This window comes from Pseudomonas sp. SMN5, assembly GCF_052041925.1.
Taxonomy (GTDB): domain Bacteria; phylum Pseudomonadota; class Gammaproteobacteria; order Pseudomonadales; family Pseudomonadaceae; genus Aquipseudomonas.
Window position 1 is genome coordinate 69,428 of sequence record NZ_JBKGGX010000016.1, and the last position, 19,198, is coordinate 88,625.

A 19,198-nucleotide genomic window follows, 5' to 3' on the forward strand; every position below is an offset into this window, starting at 1 on the left:
CTCAATGTTGGTCGGAACGGGAATCCGGCGGCGGTGCTTCGCACACACCGATCCGCTTGGCGACCCAGCGTTCGTAGAGACCGATAGCCACATCGGCACCGGCCATCGCGGTCAGGCAACCCAGGGCGCAGGCGCTCCAGATCGACATGCCGAGGGCATACAACAGCATGGTCGCCGAGACCCCGCAGACCACGCAGGCACCGGACCGCAGGGCGACACGACGCAGCAATGGCCAGCCGCGGGCGCCCTCCTTGTCGGCGCGCCACATCTCGCCGGACACCCCGCCCACCAGGGCGAGCACGATGACCAGCCAGATCGGCATTTCCAGCAACGCTTGTTGCTCGTTTGTCATTCACGCCTCCTGGGGGGCGACGATTCGAAAGCTCAGGGCCTAATTGCAGGCTCCCGAGCCGTTCAAATTGGATGTAAAACTCAAGCCGGCACGCATTACTCGATGACAATCAGCGAGTGATGAGCATGTCGACGCTGGTCGCGTCGCAGGTGTTGTTGGCCTTACGGTCAATCACCAGATACAGCAAAGACGCAGGCGTGACCGCGACATTGTTGAGCATGAAGGTACTGCTGCCGCCGTTTGCCAGGCTGCCAGACTGGAGCACGGTGTCGCCCAGGTTGACCGACCAGCCAATGCCGTCACCACAAGCGTTGTGCAAGTCATTGACCCGCCCCAACACGTTGATATTGCCGGTGACCGGACTGGCCCAGCGGAAGATGCTCTGGCTGGCGGTCCCTGGATGCGTCGCTACGTCGCCCTGCTTGAACACGAAGCTGGTGCCCGAACCGGTGAAGGTGAAGCTTGCGTTGGGAATGGAAATCCAGGCACCGGTGGCATCGTCCCGCCAACAGGTGGTTGGCTTTCCGTTGCAGACCCCGCCCTGGAACGTCGGGAAAAGCGTGTAGTTGGCCGAAGCATTTATCCCCGATTTGTTTTGCATGAAGGACCAGGGCGACCCGGCAGGCGCGGCTTCGGTCATCAGGTACATGTCCCGGGCCAGATTCCACGACATGGCCGTATCCGCCAGGGCGTTCAGGGAGGAAAAGGACGACAGAAGCGCCGTTGCCAACAGAAGAGTCTTGAGCAGTTTCATTTGTGACCTCGATAGATGTCATTGAGCTATGGTTGTACGGTCTATCCCGCAAACTTTTCGCTCGCCGGCGTTCACTCGAGGCTCAACGGCCTTCACATGATTCAACGTCCCGCATCGGGAGCATTTGATCTGGAGTTCGGTGTTCTCGCCCACGCGGGCCAGAAGTCGATTGCACTGACCGCATCTGAAATCCTTCAGCATTGAAAACCCTCCTTGGGCGACGGCGAGATGCGTTCGGCTCAAGCCTTTGTTGCTCGATTGAACAAGACTGGCTTCACTTCGGAGCGCCGCAGGTCGCGCCTTTGTAAGTCATGGTGTAGGTGTAATGCCTGTCCCACGACAGCGGCAGCGTGCTGGGTGCAGCCCATTCCGCATAGCTACCCGACATCGCACCTGCGGCGGTGATCTTGCCCATGGCGATGGTGGCGAGATTGTTGGCGCTTCCTGCGCCCTTCATTGGCACACTGCCATTCCATTGCAGGTCATCCCCGTTCTGGAACCACGCGCCATTCCAACCGGCCTGCGAACTGGAATACCAAGTGTTGTCCTCCTTGAAACAGATCGTCTGGTTGGCATAAAAGCCACCGCCTGGAACATGGTAGGCAGCGAATTGCCAGGAACCGACAGGCGACGTTTCGGCAAACGCCTGGAAGGTCTGGCTCGCCAGGACCGCCGCGATAAGCACTCCGAACAGTTTTTTCATGGGTCTAATTCCTTTAGGTAAATAGGGTTCGAGACGTGGGTACAACGCTGCCTATTGGCACAGGCATTCCAAAAAGCCCGGTCGCCCAGGCTTTTCAGTAATGCGCTTGATCTTTCGGCGCGACTGGCGCGGTACGGATCCATTCAAATTGTTCCTCCGACCGCGGCCCCTGCCCGCCGGATAACTGCTTCTGGTGCTTTACGCTGCACACCTGGGTCAGTTGCCAACCCTCTGAACCGTCAAGGCCGGTTCATCGCTGCCTGTTGGTGCCACTAAAGAGCTTTGCTGCCAGCCGCTTTGTCGAGCGGCTTGGACACAGAATATGCATGTATGCATATACAGTCAATGCGTAAATGCATTTATTTATGCACCCAGAATGCATTAACGCATCGCAGTTCAATGAACACGGGGATCGGAGGGGAATTCATGGGCGAAAAAAAACCCGCACGGTGGCGGGTTTTATCTGACAGCGATGGGGTTAACGGGCGTACATGCCCCACCAGAAGACGTGGCCGAGAATGACGATCTGCTCGTCCTGCATTTCCTGGAAGCTATAGTCTTCATCCGGATGTTCATCGCGGTTGAAGCTGCGCAGGCGGATACCGGTGGGCAGACGATAGAGTTGCTTCACCCGCAGCTGGCCGTTGTGATTGATGGCGTAGAGATCGCCGTCGACGATGTCGCCGATCCCGCATTTGCCCGCATTCACCCCGACCGTGGCGCCGTCGCGCAGCACCGGCAACATGCTGTTGCCGCGCACCGTTACGCATTTGGCCTGGTCGAACTGCACGCCGTTATGCCGCAGGCTGCGCTTGCCGAAACGCAGGCTGGAGCGCTCGCTCTCCTCGATGACGAATCTTCCTGATCCAGCAGCCAATTCGACCTCACGCAGAAAAGGGACCGACACCTCGTCTTCCTCGACCGGTGTTTCGTCATCCCAAAGGCTTATGTCCTTGAGCTCGGCATGCAAAGCGTCACGACGAACGCCGCCCAACGGCACAACCTCCGCACGCCCGCGCAACTGATCGGTACTCACGGCGAAGTACTCGGCGATTTTCGAGATGTGTTTATCCGAAGGATCGACAATCTTGCCGCTGAGAATCCGTGAGAGGGTGGATTGGGGCACGCCGGTACGACGGTGAAGCTCCGTGGGGGAGATCCCGTGCTGATCGAGCAATGCTCTTAATACGGTAGATACGTTGCGTTTTTGCATAACGCGCATGATGCTTGTTCTTTTTGCGGAAGACAAATGCTGATTCGCATAAATCCGCATATAAATGAAGAAACACTCCGTCCGCAGCGTCCCTGGTCGGTGGTGCTAACCTGACTCGACTGCGAAAGGTCTGGCCCGAATAGTACAGACGTTCGAACTTACATGTAGGAGCGGGTGCTGATGGAGGACGCTGCTTGATGACGCCAGCAGAGCAAAGCCTTTGCGAAGATGCACTGCGTTTCGCTCGCTCGAACAAGAAAATTGTTGCAAGGCGGCGCACCGACAAGCTGCTTTACCCGCCGGAAGAAGCCCCCGTTTCAGTTTTCATGGCAGGATCACCCGGCGCAGGCAAAACCGAAGCTTCAATTGCTTTGGTGAATCTATTTGCGGATGCCGCAATCCTACGTATAGATCCTGATGAACTGCGCCACGAATTTCCAGATTACCAGGGGAAGAACTCCTGGCTCTTTCAGGGCGGCGTATCGATTCTCGTTGAAAAAATCCTGGATTTTGCGCTGGATCAAAGACAGTCCTTCATCCTCGATGGAACGTTTTCAAACATTGACGTGGCCAGAAGAAATGTGGACCGCTCCTTGAAAAAGGGCAGGTTCGTGCAAATTTTATACGTGTACCAGGCGCCGCAACTGGCCTGGGGCTTTGTAAATGCCCGCGAGGCTGCCGAGGGCAGGAGGATTCATAAGGAACATTTCATCGACCAGTACTTTGCCGCACGTGACGTGGTGAACGCGCTTAAGCTAGAGTATCGAGGCGATGTTCATGTAGATCTTCTGCTCAAGCATATCGACAACTCGGGACGACTTTACAAGGCTGGTGTCGATAAAATTGACTACCATATCCCTGAGCAACACACGCGAGCCGACCTAGAGGCTACGCTCGGGCCGCTATCTGGAGCGCACTTATGATCTCGATCAAGCTAGGCTTGTCCAAGGGCACCAAAAGTACATTTGCCGACTTCATCCGTCACGCCAAATCGGATCAAAAAAAACGTGTCTACAGCGAAGTTTTGACTGAGGCTACCAAGCAACAGAACTTGGTGATGATGCAAGCCGAATCGAAACGAGCCTGACATCAAGTTTTTCAGAGACACCCGGCCAAGTGCCGGGTTTTTTAACTCGATATTGAGCTAGCTGATACTCCGCTGTCGCAAACAAGCTTTGCCGCCACAAGTGAATCCAGGTACAGCCAGGGGGCTGGTCGGCTTTTGATCTGGCGCCCCGTTAACCGCTTAGGCCGAACGCAGGCATTACGCGATAGGCATCTCCATACCCTCGACCCCAAATTCACTCATCCCTGGGTCGCCCCCGCCCCCCCATGTTAACCTTGCGCCCATCGCGGAAAAGCCGGGCCGATGCCCCTCCTTTTGCCCTACACCTTTCAACGAGTTTGCCTGACACCGATGAATACCGCCGTGAACGATCTGTCCTCCCACACCCCGATGATGCAGCAATATTGGCGTCTGAAGAACCAGCACCCCGATCAGCTGATGTTCTATCGCATGGGCGACTTCTACGAGATCTTCTATGAGGATGCGAAGAAAGCCGCCAAGTTGCTGGACATCACCCTGACGGCGCGTGGGCAATCGGCGGGCATGGCGATTCCGATGTGTGGGATTCCTTACCACGCGGCGGAAGGTTACCTGGCGAAACTGGTCAAGCTGGGCGAGTCGGTAGTGATTTGCGAGCAGGTTGGCGACCCGGCCACCAGTAAAGGGCCGGTGGAACGCCAGGTGGTGCGGATCATCACCCCGGGGACCGTCAGTGACGAGGCCTTGCTGGATGAACGCCGCGACAACCTGATTGCTGCGGTGCTGGGGGATGAGCGCCTGTTCGGCATGGCAGTGCTGGACATCACCAGCGGCAATTTCTCGGTGTTGGAGATCAAGGGCTGGGAAAACCTGCTGGCGGAGCTGGAGCGGGTCAACCCGGTCGAGCTGTTGATCCCGGACGACTGGCCCAAGGACCTGCCGGCGGAGAAACGTCGTGGGGTTCGGCGTCGGGCGCCGTGGGATTTTGAGCGCGATTCGGCGTTGAAAAGTCTCTGCCAGCAATTTTCCACCCAGGACCTCAAGGGTTTCGGCTGCGAGAACCTGACCCTCGCCATCGGCGCAGCGGGCTGCCTGTTGGCCTATGCCAAGGAAACCCAGCGCACCGCCCTGCCCCACTTGCGCAGCCTGCGCCATGAACGCCTGGATGACACTGTTGTGCTGGATGGCGCGAGCCGCCGCAACCTGGAACTGGACACCAACCTCGCCGGCGGACGGGACAACACCCTGCAATCGGTGGTCGACCGTTGCCAGACCGCAATGGGCAGTCGCCTGTTGACGCGCTGGTTGAACCGACCGCTGCGGGACCTGACGGTTCTTCTTGCGCGGCAGTCTTCCATTACCTGCCTGCTGGATCGTTATCGTTTCGAGCAACTGCAACCGCAGCTCAAGGAAATCGGCGATATCGAGCGGATCCTGGCGCGGATCGGCCTGCGCAACGCCCGTCCCCGGGACCTGGCCCGGCTGCGCGATGCCCTCGGTGCCCTGCCGGAATTGCAAGCGGCGATGACCGATCTTGAAGCGCCGCACCTGCAACAACTGGCACGCACCACCGGCACGTATCCTGAGCTGGCGGCGCTGCTGGAAAAAGCCATCATCGATAACCCGCCGGCGGTAATCCGTGACGGCGGCGTACTGAAAACCGGCTATGACGTCGAACTCGACGAACTGCAATCGCTGAGCGAAAACGCCGGCCAGTTCCTGATCGACCTCGAAGCCCGGGAAAAAGCCCGTACCGGCCTGACCAACCTCAAAGTCGGCTATAACCGTATCCACGGTTATTTCATCGAGTTGCCCAGCAAACAGGCCGAACAGGCCCCGGCAGACTACATTCGCCGTCAGACCCTCAAGGGTGCCGAGCGTTTCATCACTCCGGAACTCAAGGCGTTCGAAGACAAGGCATTGTCGGCCAAAAGCCGCGCCCTGGCTCGGGAAAAGATGCTCTACGAAGCGCTGCTCGAGGACCTGATCAGCCAGCTGCCGCCGTTGCAAGACACCGCCGCCGCCCTGGCGGAACTGGACGTGCTGAGCAACCTGGCCGAGCGTGCGCTGAACCTGGACCTCAACTGCCCTCGCTTCGTCAGCGAACCGTGCATGCGCATCAGCCAAGGCCGGCACCCGGTGGTCGAGCAAGTGTTGACCACACCGTTCGTAGCCAACGACCTGAGCCTGGACGACAACACCCGGATGCTGGTGATCACCGGACCGAACATGGGTGGTAAATCCACCTACATGCGCCAGACCGCACTGATCGTCTTACTGGCCCACATCGGCAGCTTCGTGCCGGCGGCCATTTGCGAGCTGTCGCTGGTGGACCGGATCTTCACGCGGATCGGTTCCAGTGACGACCTGGCCGGCGGCCGTTCGACCTTCATGGTGGAAATGAGCGAAACCGCGAACATCCTGCACAACGCCACTGAGCGCAGCCTGGTGCTGATGGACGAAGTCGGCCGCGGCACGAGTACGTTCGACGGCCTGTCTTTGGCCTGGGCGGCAGCTGAGCGGCTGGCGCAACTGCGGGCCTACACACTGTTCGCCACGCACTATTTCGAACTGACGGTGTTGCCGGAGAGCCAGCCGTTGGTGGCTAACGTCCACCTCAATGCCACCGAGCACAACGAGCGTATTGTGTTCCTGCACCACGTGTTGCCTGGCCCGGCCAGCCAGAGCTACGGCTTGGCCGTGGCGCAACTGGCCGGCGTACCCGGTGAGGTGATCAGCCGCGCCCGCGAGCACCTGAGCCGTCTGGAAACCACCAGCCTGCCACACGAGGCGCCGCGCCCGACCAAAGGTAAGCCGGCCGCGCCGCAGCAGAGCGATCTGTTCGCCAGCCTGCCGCACCCGGTGCTCGACGAGCTGGCCAAGCTCGACCTGGACGACCTGACCCCGCGTCGAGCCCTGGATTTACTCTACACATTGAAGACGCGGATCTAACGCACAGGGCTTTCAAGCTGTTAGAATCTCGCGCGGTTTGGGATGCTGCGGGCTATTAGCCTGGCCCGCAGGCAGACTATCGCTCCCAAACCTGGCGACCCCACCCGTGAAGGGGCTTCGCCGTAGCCGCCTGAGGAGAGAATTAGAAATGACCTTCGTCGTCACCGACAACTGCATCAAGTGCAAGTACACCGATTGCGTAGAAGTCTGTCCGGTGGACTGCTTCTACGAAGGCCCGAATTTCCTGGTCATTCACCCGGACGAGTGCATCGACTGCGCCCTGTGTGAACCGGAATGCCCGGCACAAGCCATTTTCTCCGAGGACGAAGTGCCGGCTGGCATGGAGAATTTCATCGAGCTGAACGCCGAATTGGCGGACATCTGGCCAAACATCACCGAGAAGAAAGACGCTCTGCCGGACGCTGAAGAGTGGGACGGCAAGCCAGGCAAGATCGCTGATCTCGAACGCTGATCGCCCTGCTTTCTCAAAAAAGGCCCCTTGCGGGCCTTTTTGCTTTTCCGGATTTGCCAAAACGCAGGCAAAAAAAAGGGGCGGTTTGACCCGCCCACATTTTTTCCCTAATCCCTTTAATCCTTTTCATCGTCCTGATGAATCGCATCCTGCGATGTCCTTCCTGTCCCATCATCCTTGACGGGTGTGTCTGTCCGTCGACACAGGACTGATATTAGTGTCTTCCTGAGCGAGTGCAATGGAGCCCGGAGCGTCCACAGGCGCTGTAACAGGACGGTCACAAAATAAAAATCTTTATAGATCAGCTAGATATAAATGTCCGACGTATTTTATGGGTGTCTATCCCTGGGCAGGAAATCCGAACGCTTACGCAACAGTAGGCAAAGGCTTACAAACTGAGCTGGAAAATGGAAGGAAGCAGAAGCTGTCTCTCGCGGGAATGGAAAAGCCCTGATGATTCGCCGAGGTCACTTGGGTAAGCCACAGACTCTGTGGCGAGGGAGCTTGCTCCCGTTGGACGCGCCAGCGTCCCCTGCAGTATGTCGGCTGAAAACGCCGGGGCCGCTTCGCAGCCCAGCGGGAGCAAGCTCCCTCGCCACAGGTGGTCTTGAGTCATGCATCATCAAAAACAGAAGAAGGGCGCCTCATAGCGCCCTTCTTCACATGCTCATACAACAATGGCTGCTATTGAAACAGCGACTCACTCGACAAGCCGTTCTTCTCCAGGATCTCCCGAAGACGCTTCAGACCTTCGACCTGGATCTGCCTGACCCGCTCACGGGTCAACCCGATCTCCAGGCCAACGTCTTCAAGGGTGCTGCTCTCATGACCGCGCAAGCCGAAGCGCCGGATCACCACTTCCCGCTGCTTGTCCGTCAGTTCGGAAAGCCATTGGTCGATGCTCTGGGAGAGGTCATCGTCCTGCAGCAACTCACACGGGTCGGTGGGTCGGTCATCGGTGAGGGTATCGAGCAGGGTCTTGTCCGAGTCCGGCCCCAGGGAGACATCCACCGAGGAAACCCGCTCGTTGAGCCCAAGCATGCGCTTGACCTCGCCTACCGGTTTTTCCAGCAGGTTGGCGATTTCCTCCGGCGAAGGTTCATGGTCGAGCTTCTGGGTCAGCTCACGGGCGGCCCGCAGGTAGACGTTCAGCTCCTTGACCACATGAATCGGCAGCCGGATGGTCCGGGTCTGGTTCATGATCGCCCGCTCGATGGTCTGGCGGATCCACCAGGTCGCGTAGGTCGAGAAACGGAAGCCTCGCTCGGGGTCGAATTTCTCGACCGCCCGAATCAACCCCAGGTTGCCCTCTTCGATCAGGTCCAGCAGCGAAAGCCCGCGATTGACGTAGCGCCGGGCGATTTTCACCACCAGGCGCAGGTTGCTTTCAATCATGCGTTTTCGACCGGCCGGATCGCCACTTTGCGAAAGCCGCGCAAAATGAACTTCTTCCTCGGGGGAGAGCAGTGGCGAGAAACCGATTTCGTTGAGGTACAGCTGAGTGGCGTCCAGCGCCCGGGTGTAGTCGATGTACTTATGTTGTTTAAGCGAAGCGGAGTGTCTGGATTTGGCACGAACGGAAGGTGGAGACGACGCCCCTTCATCATTCGACATCGAATCCATAGCGATGCCGGTCTCCATCAGGAGAACCTCATCGTCGATGTCAAACTCCGGCACTTCTTTACTGAGAGCCATTGTTATAGTCCTTTGGTGAGTTCGACCTCAAGCTCAAGCGACGCCTTTATCCTTGGCAACGCTGGAGCCTGTTCCCTCTACGTGACGGAACAGGCTGACAATCAAATCAACGCCGTGGCAGGAATTGCAGCGGATCCACAGGTTTACCTTGTCGGCGAATCTCAAAATGCAGTTTCACCCGGTCCGTTCCTGTCGATCCCATTTCGGCAATTGTCTGTCCGACCTTGACCTGCTGCCCCTCCCGAACCAACAGCCTGCGGTTGTGACCATAGGCACTGACGTAGGTATCGCTGTGTTTGATGATGACGAGTTCGCCGTAGCCCCTCAAACCACTCCCGGCGTACACAACCGTGCCATCAGACGCAGCTAAAACAGGCTGTCCCAAATCCCCGGCGATATCAATTCCTTTATTCAAACTACCGTTTGAAGAGAATTTTCCAATGAGAACGCCATTAGAAGGCCATCCCCAGCCCGTCGGGGCGGGGCCTGCCGGGGGCATCGGCGCCGGGGCCGGTTTGCTCGCGACGGACGGTACTGTCGCCGTTTCCGGCCCGGCCGGACGGCGAATGACCGTGGTTTTACTCGATGACGAAGGGGTCGAACCCGACTGCGTGACGACAGCGGTCGGTGTTGATCCACTACGACCGTCGAAGCGAATCGTCTGACCCGGGTGAATCGTATAAGGCGCAGGAATGTTGTTCCGTGCTGCGAGAGCCTTGTAGTCCCAGCCGTACCGAAAAGCGATGGAAAACAGCGTATCGCCGCGACGGACTACATACTGGCCGGTCGTTACTGTAGGACGCTGAGGTGCTGCACTGTTGCGATCGACCACTCGGACATTACCCGATGGCGTACTGGAGCAACCGACCAGCAAGGTACTCAAGACGAGGCCAGTCACCAGGCGCTGAAAGCTCGTGATACCCATACGCTGCGCAATGACTGTGAGACTCACCCGCCGCTCCCTTTGTGGTGGCTGAAAAATGGAAAACTGCCTGTCCAGGCAGAGGTCACGCAAATCAGGCTGGCTGCAACCCTGCCTCTATTAATGAAGCGAAAAACGCCACCGCACACGTTTGCCTGACACCAACGGACGTTGTTCATGCACACGGTGCCGCTGTAAGACAAAATCGCCGCCGCGCAATTCAACGTTTGTTCATAAATGCTCAGGCCAATGGCCCGTTGAGCAGCGGCACGAAACGCACCGCTCCCAGCACGTGTCGGGAGAAACCCTGTTCTTCGCGCACGATCAGCATCAGTTGCTGCACTTCGCCGGCGCCCACCGGAATGACCAATCGCCCACCCGGTGCCAGTTGGTCCAGCAGGGCCTGGGGCACATCGGTGGCGACGGCAGTCACGATGATGCCGTTATAAGGCGCCAGGGCCGGCCAGCCTTCCCAGCCATCGCCCCAGCGAAACACCACGTTGCGCAGGTTCAGTTCAACCAGGCGCTCCTTGGCGCGATCCTGCAGCACCTTGATCCGCTCTACCGAGAACACCCGTTCTACCAGTTGCGATAACACGGCCGTCTGATAACCCGAGCCGGTACCAATCTCCAGCACCTTGTCCAGCGGCCCCGCCTCCAGCAGCAGCTCGCTCATGCGCGCCACCATATAAGGCTGGGAAATGGTCTGGTTGTGGCCGATAGGCAGCGCCGTGTCTTCATAGGCGCGATGGGCCAGGGCTTCGTCAACGAACAGATGCCGGGGCGTACGGCGGATCACTTCCAGGACCTGGGCGTTGGACAGGCCTTCTTCGTAAAGACGCTGGATCAACCGCTCACGGGTCCGTTGGGAGGTCATGCCGATTCCGCGGCGCAACATATCGTCTTGCTCACGAGGCATCAGTGCAGCCCCTCCAGCCAGCCATCGAGACTCCGAAAGGCATCGTTGAAGGTGCGGTCCAACTGCAACGGCGTGATCGAGACATAGCCTTGCATCACCGCATGAAAATCGGTGCCCGGCCCACCATCCTCGGCATCACCGGCAGCGGCGATCCAGTAACCGGCCTTGCCGCGCGGGTCGACCACGTGCATCGGCTTGGCGGCGCGGGCGCGATGGCCCAGGCGCGTGAGCTGGATACCACGGATATGATCGAGCGGCAGGTTCGGGATATTCACGTTCAACACCGTACGCGGCGGCAAGTCGAGCTCGCCATGGGCCTCCACCAGTTTACGGGCGAAGTAGGTTGCGGTCGGCAGGTTATCGACCTGGCGCGAAACGAACGAAAAGGCAAACGACGGTCGTTCCAGGAACCGCCCTTCCAGGGCGGCGGCCACCGTGCCGGAATACAGCACATCGTCGCCGAGGTTGGCACCCAGGTTGATGCCTGAGACGACCATGTCCGGCTCACGCTCCAGCAACCCGTGGATCCCCAGGTGCACACAGTCGGTCGGTGTCCCGTTGACGCTGATGAAACCGTTATCCAGATAGCAAGGATGCAACGGACGGTCGAGCGTCAGCGAACTGCTGGCGCCGCTCTTGTCCTGGTCCGGAGCGATGACCACGCACTCGGCATAATCGGCCAGCGCAGCATAAAGCGCGGCAAGACCGGGTGCTGTCACCCCGTCGTCGTTAGAAATCAGAATACGCATGGGCTGTCCGTCTGCCCCACCGGCACCAGATCGACGAGTTCGCGCACCAAGACAGTGGCGAAACATCCGGCCGGCAGGACGAATTCCAATTGCAGAATGTCTAGCGAGGGATAATGCCACGACAGCCCGCCAATGGGCAGTCGCAGGATGCGACGTTCGTGACTCATCCCCGCGTTTACCAACCAGTCGCGCAGCTCGGCCTCGCCTTCGGCGACCGCCTGTTCAAGCTCGAAAGTGGCGCCGGCGGCAGGCGAAGGCCCCTCGCCCCACTGTGGCCCGGTCGGGTGCAGGTCCAGAATCGCCAGGCGCGGGTCGCTGCACTCGACCTCGCCAGCGGGGAAAAAGCTGCGGCTGTCGGTGAAGGCCAGCAAATCGCCGACCTGGGCGCGCTGCCAGGAACCATCGGCGACCCGGGCCGCCAAGACCTTGTTGAACAGAAAGCTGCGGGCCGCCGACAGCAGCCGCGAACGCACGTTGCGTTGTTCGGGCAAGGCCTTGCGCGACGCCCAGCCACGGGCATCGACGACATTGCCGCCATCGTGGCCGAACCGCTGGGCACCGAAATAGTTGGGGATGCCCTGGCGGACAATCTGTTGCAGGCGCGCATCGATCGCCGCCGCGTCGCCCTTGAACTGGGTCAGGCGCAGGGTGAAACCGTTGGCCGAGTGCGCGCCGCGTTGCAGCTTGCGTTTATGCCGGGCGGTCTTGAGGATCTTCAGCGTGTCGTTCTCGGCCGCCGACAGGTCCGGATCGGCCTTGCCGGGCAATTGAACGCTGAACCACTGGCGGGTCAGGGCCTGTCGATCCTTGAGCCCGGCGTAGCTGACGGTGCGCAACGGCACGCCGGCGGCCTTGGCAATTCGCCGGGCGGCCTCTTCGGTGTTCAGGCCGCGTTTCTCGACCCAGATCCACAGGTGTTCGCCATCACCGGTCAACGGGATGTCGAGCACTTCATCGACCTGGAAATCTTCAGCGGTGGCCTTGAGCACCGCACTGCCCAGCGACTCGCCATAGGCTCGTGGGCCCAGCAGTTCCAGTTCGGTCATGAGCGCAGCAACAAGGCAACGGAGTGAACGGCGATGCCTTCCTCGCGACCGACGAAACCGAGTTTTTCAGTGGTGGTGGCCTTCACGTTCACCTGGTCCGGCTCCACTTGCAGATCTTCGGCAATCAACTGGCGCATCGCCTCGATGTGCGGCGCCATCTTCGGTGCCTGGGCAACGATGGTGTTATCAACATTGCCGACTTTCCAGCCCTTGGCGTGAACCAGCGAGACCACATGACGCAACAGCACGCGGCTGTCGGCGCCCTTGAATTGCGGGTCGGTGTCAGGGAAATGTTTGCCGATATCACCCAGCGCCGCTGCGCCGAGCAATGCATCGCTCAGGGCGTGCAGCAGGACATCACCGTCAGAATGCGCGAGCAGCCCGAAGCCGTGTGCGATACGCACGCCGCCCAGAGTAATGAAGTCGCCTTCAGCGAAACGGTGAACATCGTAGCCGTGGCCAATACGCATAAAAAAACGCCCCGATTTTTGTCAGGGCGTGATTCTACCTGCATTAGCGGCTCAGGGCGCGTGCATGATGCTGCAAGTGTTCATCAATGAAGCTGGCGATGAAGTAGTAGCTATGGTCGTAGCCCGGTTGCAAACGCAACTCCAGCGGATGATCGGCCGCCTTGGCCGCTTGCTGCAGGGCCTGGGGCTTGAGCTGGTTGTCGAGGAAATCGTCGCGATCGCCCTGGTCCACCAACAGCGGCAGCTTCTCGGTAGCCTCGGCGATCAACGCACAGGCGTCCCATTCGCGCCATTTCGAACGATCCTCTCCTAAGTAACGAGAGAAAGCCTTCTGGCCCCACGGGCAATCCATTGGGTTGTTGATTGGCGAAAAGGCCGACACCGAACGGTAACGCCCGGGGTTGCGCAGCGCGCAGACCAGCGCGCCATGGCCGCCCATGGAGTGACCGCTGATGCCGCGCTTATCCGAGGCCGGGAAATGGGCTTCGACCAGCGCCGGCAACTCCTGCACCACGTAGTCATGCATCCGATAATGCCGCGCCCAAGGTTCCTGCGTGGCGTTCAGATAAAAGCCCGCCCCCAGGCCGAAGTCCCAGGCACCGTCCGGATCGCCCGGCACCTCGGCGCCGCGAGGGCTGGTGTCCGGCGCCACGATGATCAGCCCCAGTTCGGCGGCCATGCGCTGGGCGCCTGCCTTCTGCATGAAATTTTCATCGGTGCAGGTCAGCCCGGACAGCCAATACAGCACCGGCAACTTGCCGCCCTGCTCGGCTTGCGGCGGCAGGTAGACGGCGAACACCATGTCGCAACCCAGCACTTCGGAACGGTGCCGGTAACGCTTGTGCCAGCCGCCGAAGCTTTTCTGGCAGGAAATGTTTTCGAGGCTCATAACTTCACCTCAGCTACAAACTGCACGCTTCAAGCTGCAAGAAAAGCACTGCGCTTCATTTGCAGCTTGTAGCGTGCAACTTGCAGCTGCTCCTTAAAAATGAATAACGGTACGGATGCTCTTGCCTTCATGCATCAGGTCGAACGCCTTGTTGATATCTTCCAGGCCCATGGTGTGGGTGATGAAGGTGTCCAGCGGGATCTCGCCCTTCTCGGCCATGTCCACGTAGCTCGGCAACTCACTGCGCCCGCGCACGCCGCCGAATGCCGAACCGCGCCAGACGCGCCCGGTGACCAGCTGGAACGGACGGGTAGCGATTTCCTGGCCGGCCCCGGCGACGCCGATGATCACCGACTCGCCCCAACCCTTGTGGCAGCACTCCAGGGCGGCACGCATCAACTGGACATTGCCGATGCACTCGAAGGAAAAGTCCACGCCGCCGTCGGTCATGTCGACGATGACTTCCTGGATCGGACGGTCGAAGTCCTTCGGGTTGACGCAATCGGTGGCGCCCAGTTGCCTGGCGATTTCGAACTTGGCCGGGTTGATGTCGATGGCGATGATGCGCGAAGCCTTGGCCTTGACCGCGCCAATCACCGCTGACAGACCGATGCCGCCCAGACCGAAGATCGCCACGGTGTCGCCCGGTTGGACCTTGGCGGTGTTGATCACCGCGCCGATCCCGGTGGTGACGCCGCAACCCAGCAGGCAGACTTTCTCCAGAGGGGCTTCTTTAGGGATCTTCGCCACGGAGATTTCCGGCAGCACGGTGTACTCGGAGAAAGTCGAGGTGCCCATGTAGTGGAAAATCGTCTCGCCCTTGTAGGAGAAACGCGAGGTACCGTCCGGCATCAGGCCTTTGCCCTGGGTGGCACGAATTGCCTGGCAGAGGTTGGTCTTGCCCGACTTACAGAACTTGCACTGGCCGCATTCCGGTGTGTACAGCGGGATCACATGATCACCCACGGCAACCGACGTCACGCCTTCGCCAATGGCTTCGACAATCGCACCGCCTTCATGGCCTAGGATCGACGGGAAAATCCCTTCCGGGTCGGCACCCGACAACGTGTAGGCGTCGGTGTGGCAGACCCCGGACGCGACCACCCGCAGCAATACTTCACCCGCCTTGGGCATGGCGACGTCGACTTCAACGATTTCCAGGGGTTTCTTGGCCTCGAAGGCGACAGCGGCGCGGGACTTGATCATCCGGATTCTCCAGCAAATAAAAACGAGATCGGGAGTGTAATCCGCTGCCGGACAATGAATAATCCAGCCGAAAGCAAAACATTATTGCCGCACAGGGATAATCCTTCATGTCGGATAACCGCTGGGATGGGATCGACGAGTTTGTCGCCGTGGCTGAATGCAGCCAGTTCACTGCGGCGGCTGAGCGTCTGGGGGTTTCTTCTTCCCATATCAGTCGCCAGATCGTACGGCTGGAAGAGCGCCTGCAGACACGCTTGCTTTATCGCAGCACCCGTCGGGTCACGCTGACCGAGGCCGGCCAGACCTTCTTGCAGCATTGCCAACGCTTGCAGGATGGCCGTGAGGAAGCGCTGCGGGCGGTAGGGGACCTGACCAGCGAGCCCAAGGGCATGTTGCGAATGACCTGTGCAGTGGCTTACGGCGAGCGCTTTATCGTGCCGCTGGTGACGCGCTTCATGGGGCTTTACCCGCAATTGCGGGTCGACATTGAATTGAGCAACCGCCCGCTGGACCTGGTCCACGAGGGCTTGGACCTGGCGATTCGCCTGGGTCGCTTGCAGGACTCTCGCCTGGTAGCCACCCGCCTCGCGCCGCGGCGCATGTACTTATGCGCTTCGCCTTCCTATCTGGAACGCTACGGTCGCCCCCACAGCCTGTCGGAACTGAGCCGCCACAACTGCCTGATCGGCAGCTCCGATCTCTGGCAACTGGAGCAGAACGGGCGGGAGTTTTCCCAGCGCGCTCAGGGTAACTGGCGCTGCAACAGTGGGCAGGCGGTGCTGGACGCTGCCCTGCAAGGCGTGGGTTTGTGTCAGTTGCCGGATTATTACGTGCTGGAGCATCTGCACAGCGGGGCGTTGATCTCGCTGCTTGAAGCCCACCAGCCACCCAACACGGCGGTGTGGGCGTTGTATCCACAGCAGCGGCATTTGTCACCGAAGGTGCGCAAGTTGGTGGAGTATTTGAAGGAAGGGTTGGCGCAGCGGCCGGAGTATCGGGGATGACAGTGTTTTTTTGTCGTCCGGGGTGACGCCATCGCGAGCAAGCTCGCTCCCCCAGGGGTTATCGTAGAATGATGGTCAAGTGTTCACACCAACTCACTGTGGGAGCGAGCTTGCTCGCGATGGCGCCGGCCCAGACGATGACAATCTAACGAGGAAACAGATCCGGCTCAATGCCGATTCGCCCAACGCTGGCGCAACCACTCCAGATCCTCGGGACGAGTGATCTTGAGGTTGTCCGACCGCCCTTCGATCAACCGGGGCGCCTGCCCTGCCCACTCCATCGCCGAGGCCTCGTCGGTGATCAAGGCATCGGCCACCAGGCTATCCGCCAACGCCCGATGCAACGCGCCAAGGCGGAACATCTGCGGGGTGTAGGCTTGCCAGATCACGCTACGGTCAACGGTTTCCAGCACCCGGCCCTGCTTGTCGACGCGCTTGAGGGTATCGCGCGCCGGGACCGCCAGCAGGCCGCCGACCGGGTCGTTCGCCAACTCACTGAGCAGCGTGTCCAGGTCGTGCCGGGACAGGTTGGGTCGGGCGGCGTCGTGCACCAGCACCCAATCGTGAACGTCCGCGCCCTGCCCGTGCAGATGCAGCAAGGCATTGAGCACTGAATCGCAGCGCTGCTCGCCACCATCCACGCGCTGGATGCGCGGGTCGCCGGCGCAGGCCAGGGTCGGCCAGTAAGGATCATCGTGTGCGACACTGACCACCACGCCCTTGACGGTCGGATGATCGAGGAAACAGCCAAGGCTGTGTTCGAGAATTGTGCGTCCGCCCAGTTGTAGGTATTGCTTGGGACGGTCAGCGGCCATCCGGGCTCCAACGCCCGCGGCAGGAATCACGGCCCAGAAGGCCGGTAGACGAATACTCATTGGGCCAACTGGTAGAGGGTTTCACCCTCCTTGACCATGCCCAGTTCATGACGAGCCCGCTCTTCGACGGTCTCCATGCCTTTTTTCAGCTCCATCACTTCGGCGTCCATCACCCGATTGCGCTCCAGCAGCGCCTCGTTCTCGGCATGCTGGTCGGCAATCTGCTGAGTCAGCTCGGCCACTTGCGCGAGACTGCCATTGCCCACCCACAGGCGGTACTGCAGACCGGCCAGCAACAGGAGCAAGACAAGAAACAACCAATTGGGACTGCGCATCGAATATCAGGTATCCAGTGGAAAAAGACCGCCATGCCGAACTTTGAAGCGTCTGATAGCACGAAGCCTGGAAGAACCAGGCTTGTGCTTGATAAGGCATCAGATTAGAGGGAAAAGCGCCGTCATGACGACTTTTCCGAGCCAACCCGCTGTCTTTTTATCATTTACTGCTTAACCGCGAAACTCGCCACGACCGTTGTACTTGGCCTTGCCGTTCAACTGCTCTTCGATACGCAGCAGCTGGTTGTACTTGGAAACACGGTCGGAACGGCACAGCGAACCGGTCTTGATCTGGCCCGCCGCAGTGCCCACGGCCAGGTCGGCAATGGTCGAGTCTTCGGTTTCGCCGGAGCGATGGGAGATCACGGCAGTGTAACCGGCAGCCTTGGCCATCTGGATGGCTTCCAGGGTTTCGGTCAGGGTGCCGATCTGGTTGAACTTGATCAGAATCGAGTTGGCGATCTTCTTGTCGATGCCTTCTTTCAGAATCTTGGTGTTGGTCACGAACAGGTCGTCGCCCACCAGCTGGGTTTTCTCGCCGATCTTGTCGGTGAGGATTTTCCAGCCAGCCCAGTCGGACTCGTCCAGGCCGTCTTCGATAGAGATGATCGGGTAGCGTTCGGTCAGGCCCTTGAGGTAGTCGGCGAAACCTTCGGCGGTGAACACCTGACCTTCGCCGGACAGGTTGTACTTGCCGTCTTCGAAGAACTCACTGGCGGCGCAGTCCAGGGCCAGGGTCACGTCGGTGCCCAGCTTGTAGCCGGCGTTGGCCACGGCCTCGGAGATCACTTTCAGCGCATCTTCGTTGGAGGCCAGGTTCGGCGCGAAACCACCTTCGTCACCTACGGCAGTGCTCAGGCCACGGGCTTTGAGCACGGCCTTGAGGTGATGGAAAATCTCGGTGCCCATGCGCAGGCCTTCGGAGAAGGACTTGGCGCCCACCGGCTGCACCATGAATTCCTGGATGTCGACGTTGTTGTCGGCGTGTTCGCCGCCGTTGATGATGTTCATCATCGGCACCGGCATCGAGTAGACGCCCGGCGTACCGTTGAGATTGGCGATGTGTGCGTACAGAGGCAGGTCCTGGTCCTGGGCAGCGGCCTTGGCGGCGGCCAGGGACACGGCGAGAATCGCGTTGGCGCCCAGGGAGGCTTTGTTTTCAGTACCGTCGAGCTTGATCATCGCCAGGTCGAGGGCTTTCTGGTCGGCCGGATCCTTGCCCAGCAACAGGTCGCGGATCGGACCGTTGATGTTGGCGACGGCTTTGAGCACGCCCTTGCCCAGGTAACGGCTCTTGTCGCCATCACGCAGCTCCAGCGCTTCGCGCGAGCCAGTGGAAGCACCGGACGGCGCGCAGGCGCTGCCGATGATACCGTTGTCGAGAAGCACGTCCGCTTCAACAGTGGGGTTGCCGCGGGAGTCGAGAACTTCACGACCTTTGATGTCGACGATTTTTGCCATTGTTGTAAACACTCCAAAGTTGACTAGAACGTTGCAGAAAACGTGCTCACGCTCAGCTGCGATGCAGCCCAGAGCCTGGATGGGGAGCGCTTCGCGCTCCAGCGGGAGCAAGCTCCCTCGCCACAAGAAGCAAGGCTTGCCGACGATGAGCCCTGAAGGACACCATCGCAAGCCATGCTCCCACAAGAGCAATGCG

21 protein-coding genes are annotated in these 19,198 nt (G+C 59.7%); 5 read left to right on the top strand and 16 right to left on the bottom strand.

Annotated features, from left to right (window positions below):
• Position 1: 1 nt before the first annotated feature.
• The 5 genes from ACLEJR_RS17505 to ACLEJR_RS17525 all read right to left on the bottom strand — a co-directional run bounded on the left by ACLEJR_RS17505 (position 2) and on the right by ACLEJR_RS17525 (position 3,022).
• The gene (locus tag ACLEJR_RS17505) at positions 2-352 is read right to left on the bottom strand and encodes a phage holin family protein (protein ID WP_440791141.1); all 351 of its coding nucleotides are present in this window, start codon (positions 350-352) and stop codon (positions 2-4) included.
• A gap of 109 nt (positions 353-461) precedes the next feature.
• Entirely contained in the window at positions 462-1,106 is a 645-nt protein-coding gene (locus ACLEJR_RS17510) for a hypothetical protein (RefSeq protein WP_440815376.1), read from the bottom strand.
• An 18-nt stretch (positions 1,107-1,124) separates the two neighbouring features.
• The gene (locus ACLEJR_RS17515; protein ID WP_440791144.1) at positions 1,125-1,307 is read right to left on the bottom strand and encodes a Com family DNA-binding transcriptional regulator; all 183 of its coding nucleotides are present in this window, start codon (positions 1,305-1,307) and stop codon (positions 1,125-1,127) included.
• 73 nt (positions 1,308-1,380) lie between these two features.
• Positions 1,381-1,809 (bottom strand): hypothetical protein, encoded by a 429-nt coding sequence (locus tag ACLEJR_RS17520; protein WP_440815378.1) that lies wholly within the window; start codon positions 1,807-1,809, stop codon positions 1,381-1,383.
• A gap of 478 nt (positions 1,810-2,287) precedes the next feature.
• Positions 2,288-3,022: a LexA family transcriptional regulator gene (locus ACLEJR_RS17525; RefSeq protein ID WP_440815439.1), complete on the bottom strand. Its 735-nt coding sequence runs from the start codon at positions 3,020-3,022 to the stop codon at positions 2,288-2,290.
• A 197-nt stretch (positions 3,023-3,219) separates the two neighbouring features.
• Here ACLEJR_RS17525 and ACLEJR_RS17530 point away from each other — a divergent pair, with 197 nt between their 5' ends.
• The 4 genes from ACLEJR_RS17530 (at position 3,220) to fdxA (ending at position 7,491) form a co-directional block, all read left to right on the top strand.
• Positions 3,220-3,945 (top strand): zeta toxin family protein, encoded by a 726-nt coding sequence (locus ACLEJR_RS17530; protein WP_440815442.1) that lies wholly within the window; start codon positions 3,220-3,222, stop codon positions 3,943-3,945.
• Entirely contained in the window at positions 3,942-4,109 is a 168-nt protein-coding gene (locus ACLEJR_RS17535; RefSeq protein WP_245139393.1) for a hypothetical protein, read from the top strand. The genes ACLEJR_RS17530 and ACLEJR_RS17535 overlap by 4 nt, the downstream gene beginning before the upstream one ends.
• A gap of 342 nt (positions 4,110-4,451) precedes the next feature.
• A complete protein-coding gene (gene mutS / locus ACLEJR_RS17540) occupies positions 4,452-7,019 on the top strand; it encodes a DNA mismatch repair protein MutS (RefSeq protein WP_440815381.1) in 2,568 nt (855 codons plus the stop codon).
• A 148-nt stretch (positions 7,020-7,167) separates the two neighbouring features.
• On the top strand, positions 7,168-7,491 hold the full coding sequence (gene fdxA / locus ACLEJR_RS17545; protein ID WP_072387901.1) for a ferredoxin FdxA: 324 nt from the start codon (positions 7,168-7,170) through the stop codon (positions 7,489-7,491).
• Between the two features lie 684 nt (positions 7,492-8,175).
• Here fdxA and rpoS read toward each other — a convergent pair.
• The 8 genes from rpoS to ACLEJR_RS17585 form a co-directional block, all read right to left on the bottom strand.
• Complete coding sequence (rpoS, locus tag ACLEJR_RS17550; protein ID WP_440791150.1) at positions 8,176-9,186, bottom strand: RNA polymerase sigma factor RpoS; 1,011 nt, start codon at positions 9,184-9,186, stop codon at positions 8,176-8,178.
• Positions 9,187-9,292: 106 nt separating this feature from the next.
• Positions 9,293-10,138, bottom strand: a complete 846-nt coding sequence (locus tag ACLEJR_RS17555; protein WP_440815384.1) for a peptidoglycan DD-metalloendopeptidase family protein — start codon at positions 10,136-10,138, stop codon at positions 9,293-9,295.
• 211 nt (positions 10,139-10,349) lie between these two features.
• A complete protein-coding gene (locus ACLEJR_RS17560; protein WP_171061419.1) occupies positions 10,350-10,985 on the bottom strand; it encodes a protein-L-isoaspartate(D-aspartate) O-methyltransferase in 636 nt (211 codons plus the stop codon).
• Between the two features lie 41 nt (positions 10,986-11,026).
• Positions 11,027-11,776: a 5'/3'-nucleotidase SurE gene (gene surE, locus ACLEJR_RS17565; protein WP_440815386.1), complete on the bottom strand. Its 750-nt coding sequence runs from the start codon at positions 11,774-11,776 to the stop codon at positions 11,027-11,029.
• Complete coding sequence (gene truD / locus ACLEJR_RS17570; protein WP_440815388.1) at positions 11,764-12,822, bottom strand: tRNA pseudouridine(13) synthase TruD; 1,059 nt, start codon at positions 12,820-12,822, stop codon at positions 11,764-11,766. The genes surE and truD overlap by 13 nt, the downstream gene beginning before the upstream one ends.
• Positions 12,819-13,292: a 2-C-methyl-D-erythritol 2,4-cyclodiphosphate synthase gene (gene ispF / locus ACLEJR_RS17575; protein ID WP_440791158.1), complete on the bottom strand. Its 474-nt coding sequence runs from the start codon at positions 13,290-13,292 to the stop codon at positions 12,819-12,821. The genes truD and ispF overlap by 4 nt, the downstream gene beginning before the upstream one ends.
• A gap of 43 nt (positions 13,293-13,335) precedes the next feature.
• On the bottom strand, positions 13,336-14,181 hold the full coding sequence (gene fghA, locus ACLEJR_RS17580; protein ID WP_440815391.1) for an S-formylglutathione hydrolase: 846 nt from the start codon (positions 14,179-14,181) through the stop codon (positions 13,336-13,338).
• 93 nt (positions 14,182-14,274) lie between these two features.
• Entirely contained in the window at positions 14,275-15,387 is a 1,113-nt protein-coding gene (locus tag ACLEJR_RS17585) for an S-(hydroxymethyl)glutathione dehydrogenase/class III alcohol dehydrogenase (protein WP_440815393.1), read from the bottom strand.
• Positions 15,388-15,494: 107 nt separating this feature from the next.
• On the opposite strand from ACLEJR_RS17585, the gene ACLEJR_RS17590 reads away from it, so the two are divergent.
• On the top strand, positions 15,495-16,391 hold the full coding sequence (locus ACLEJR_RS17590; protein WP_440815395.1) for a LysR substrate-binding domain-containing protein: 897 nt from the start codon (positions 15,495-15,497) through the stop codon (positions 16,389-16,391).
• Between the two features lie 167 nt (positions 16,392-16,558).
• Here the strand turns inward: ACLEJR_RS17590 and ispD are convergent, their stop codons facing one another.
• The 3 genes from ispD to eno form a co-directional block, all read right to left on the bottom strand.
• Entirely contained in the window at positions 16,559-17,266 is a 708-nt protein-coding gene (gene ispD, locus ACLEJR_RS17595; protein WP_440791163.1) for a 2-C-methyl-D-erythritol 4-phosphate cytidylyltransferase, read from the bottom strand.
• On the bottom strand, positions 17,263-17,541 hold the full coding sequence (ftsB, locus tag ACLEJR_RS17600; RefSeq protein ID WP_030139474.1) for a cell division protein FtsB: 279 nt from the start codon (positions 17,539-17,541) through the stop codon (positions 17,263-17,265). The genes ispD and ftsB overlap by 4 nt, the downstream gene beginning before the upstream one ends.
• Positions 17,542-17,712: 171 nt before the next feature.
• On the bottom strand, positions 17,713-19,002 hold the full coding sequence (gene eno / locus ACLEJR_RS17605; RefSeq protein ID WP_144923449.1) for a phosphopyruvate hydratase: 1,290 nt from the start codon (positions 19,000-19,002) through the stop codon (positions 17,713-17,715).
• Positions 19,003-19,198: the final 196 nt, after the last annotated feature.

Coding starts and splice junctions, on each gene's coding strand:
- ACLEJR_RS17505 (WP_440791141.1), bottom strand. CDS start 352: ATGACAAACGAGCAACAAGCGTTGCTGGAAATGCCGATCTGGCTGGTC.
- ACLEJR_RS17590 (WP_440815395.1), top strand. CDS start 15,495: ATGTCGGATAACCGCTGGGATGGGATCGACGAGTTTGTCGCCGTGGCT.
- rpoS (WP_440791150.1), bottom strand. CDS start 9,186: ATGGCTCTCAGTAAAGAAGTGCCGGAGTTTGACATCGACGATGAGGTT.
- ACLEJR_RS17515 (WP_440791144.1), bottom strand. CDS start 1,307: ATGCTGAAGGATTTCAGATGCGGTCAGTGCAATCGACTTCTGGCCCGC.
- ACLEJR_RS17525 (WP_440815439.1), bottom strand. CDS start 3,022: ATGCAAAAACGCAACGTATCTACCGTATTAAGAGCATTGCTCGATCAG.
- surE (WP_440815386.1), bottom strand. CDS start 11,776: ATGCGTATTCTGATTTCTAACGACGACGGGGTGACAGCACCCGGTCTT.
- ACLEJR_RS17560 (WP_171061419.1), bottom strand. CDS start 10,985: ATGACCTCCCAACGGACCCGTGAGCGGTTGATCCAGCGTCTTTACGAA.
- ACLEJR_RS17530 (WP_440815442.1), top strand. CDS start 3,220: ATGACGCCAGCAGAGCAAAGCCTTTGCGAAGATGCACTGCGTTTCGCT.
- ACLEJR_RS17535 (WP_245139393.1), top strand. CDS start 3,942: ATGATCTCGATCAAGCTAGGCTTGTCCAAGGGCACCAAAAGTACATTT.
- ACLEJR_RS17510 (WP_440815376.1), bottom strand. CDS start 1,106: ATGAAACTGCTCAAGACTCTTCTGTTGGCAACGGCGCTTCTGTCGTCC.
- truD (WP_440815388.1), bottom strand. CDS start 12,822: ATGACCGAACTGGAACTGCTGGGCCCACGAGCCTATGGCGAGTCGCTG.
- ACLEJR_RS17520 (WP_440815378.1), bottom strand. CDS start 1,809: ATGAAAAAACTGTTCGGAGTGCTTATCGCGGCGGTCCTGGCGAGCCAG.
- ispD (WP_440791163.1), bottom strand. CDS start 17,266: ATGAGTATTCGTCTACCGGCCTTCTGGGCCGTGATTCCTGCCGCGGGC.
- ftsB (WP_030139474.1), bottom strand. CDS start 17,541: ATGCGCAGTCCCAATTGGTTGTTTCTTGTCTTGCTCCTGTTGCTGGCC.
- eno (WP_144923449.1), bottom strand. CDS start 19,002: ATGGCAAAAATCGTCGACATCAAAGGTCGTGAAGTTCTCGACTCCCGC.
- fghA (WP_440815391.1), bottom strand. CDS start 14,181: ATGAGCCTCGAAAACATTTCCTGCCAGAAAAGCTTCGGCGGCTGGCAC.
- ACLEJR_RS17585 (WP_440815393.1), bottom strand. CDS start 15,387: ATGATCAAGTCCCGCGCCGCTGTCGCCTTCGAGGCCAAGAAACCCCTG.
- ispF (WP_440791158.1), bottom strand. CDS start 13,292: ATGCGTATTGGCCACGGCTACGATGTTCACCGTTTCGCTGAAGGCGAC.
- fdxA (WP_072387901.1), top strand. CDS start 7,168: ATGACCTTCGTCGTCACCGACAACTGCATCAAGTGCAAGTACACCGAT.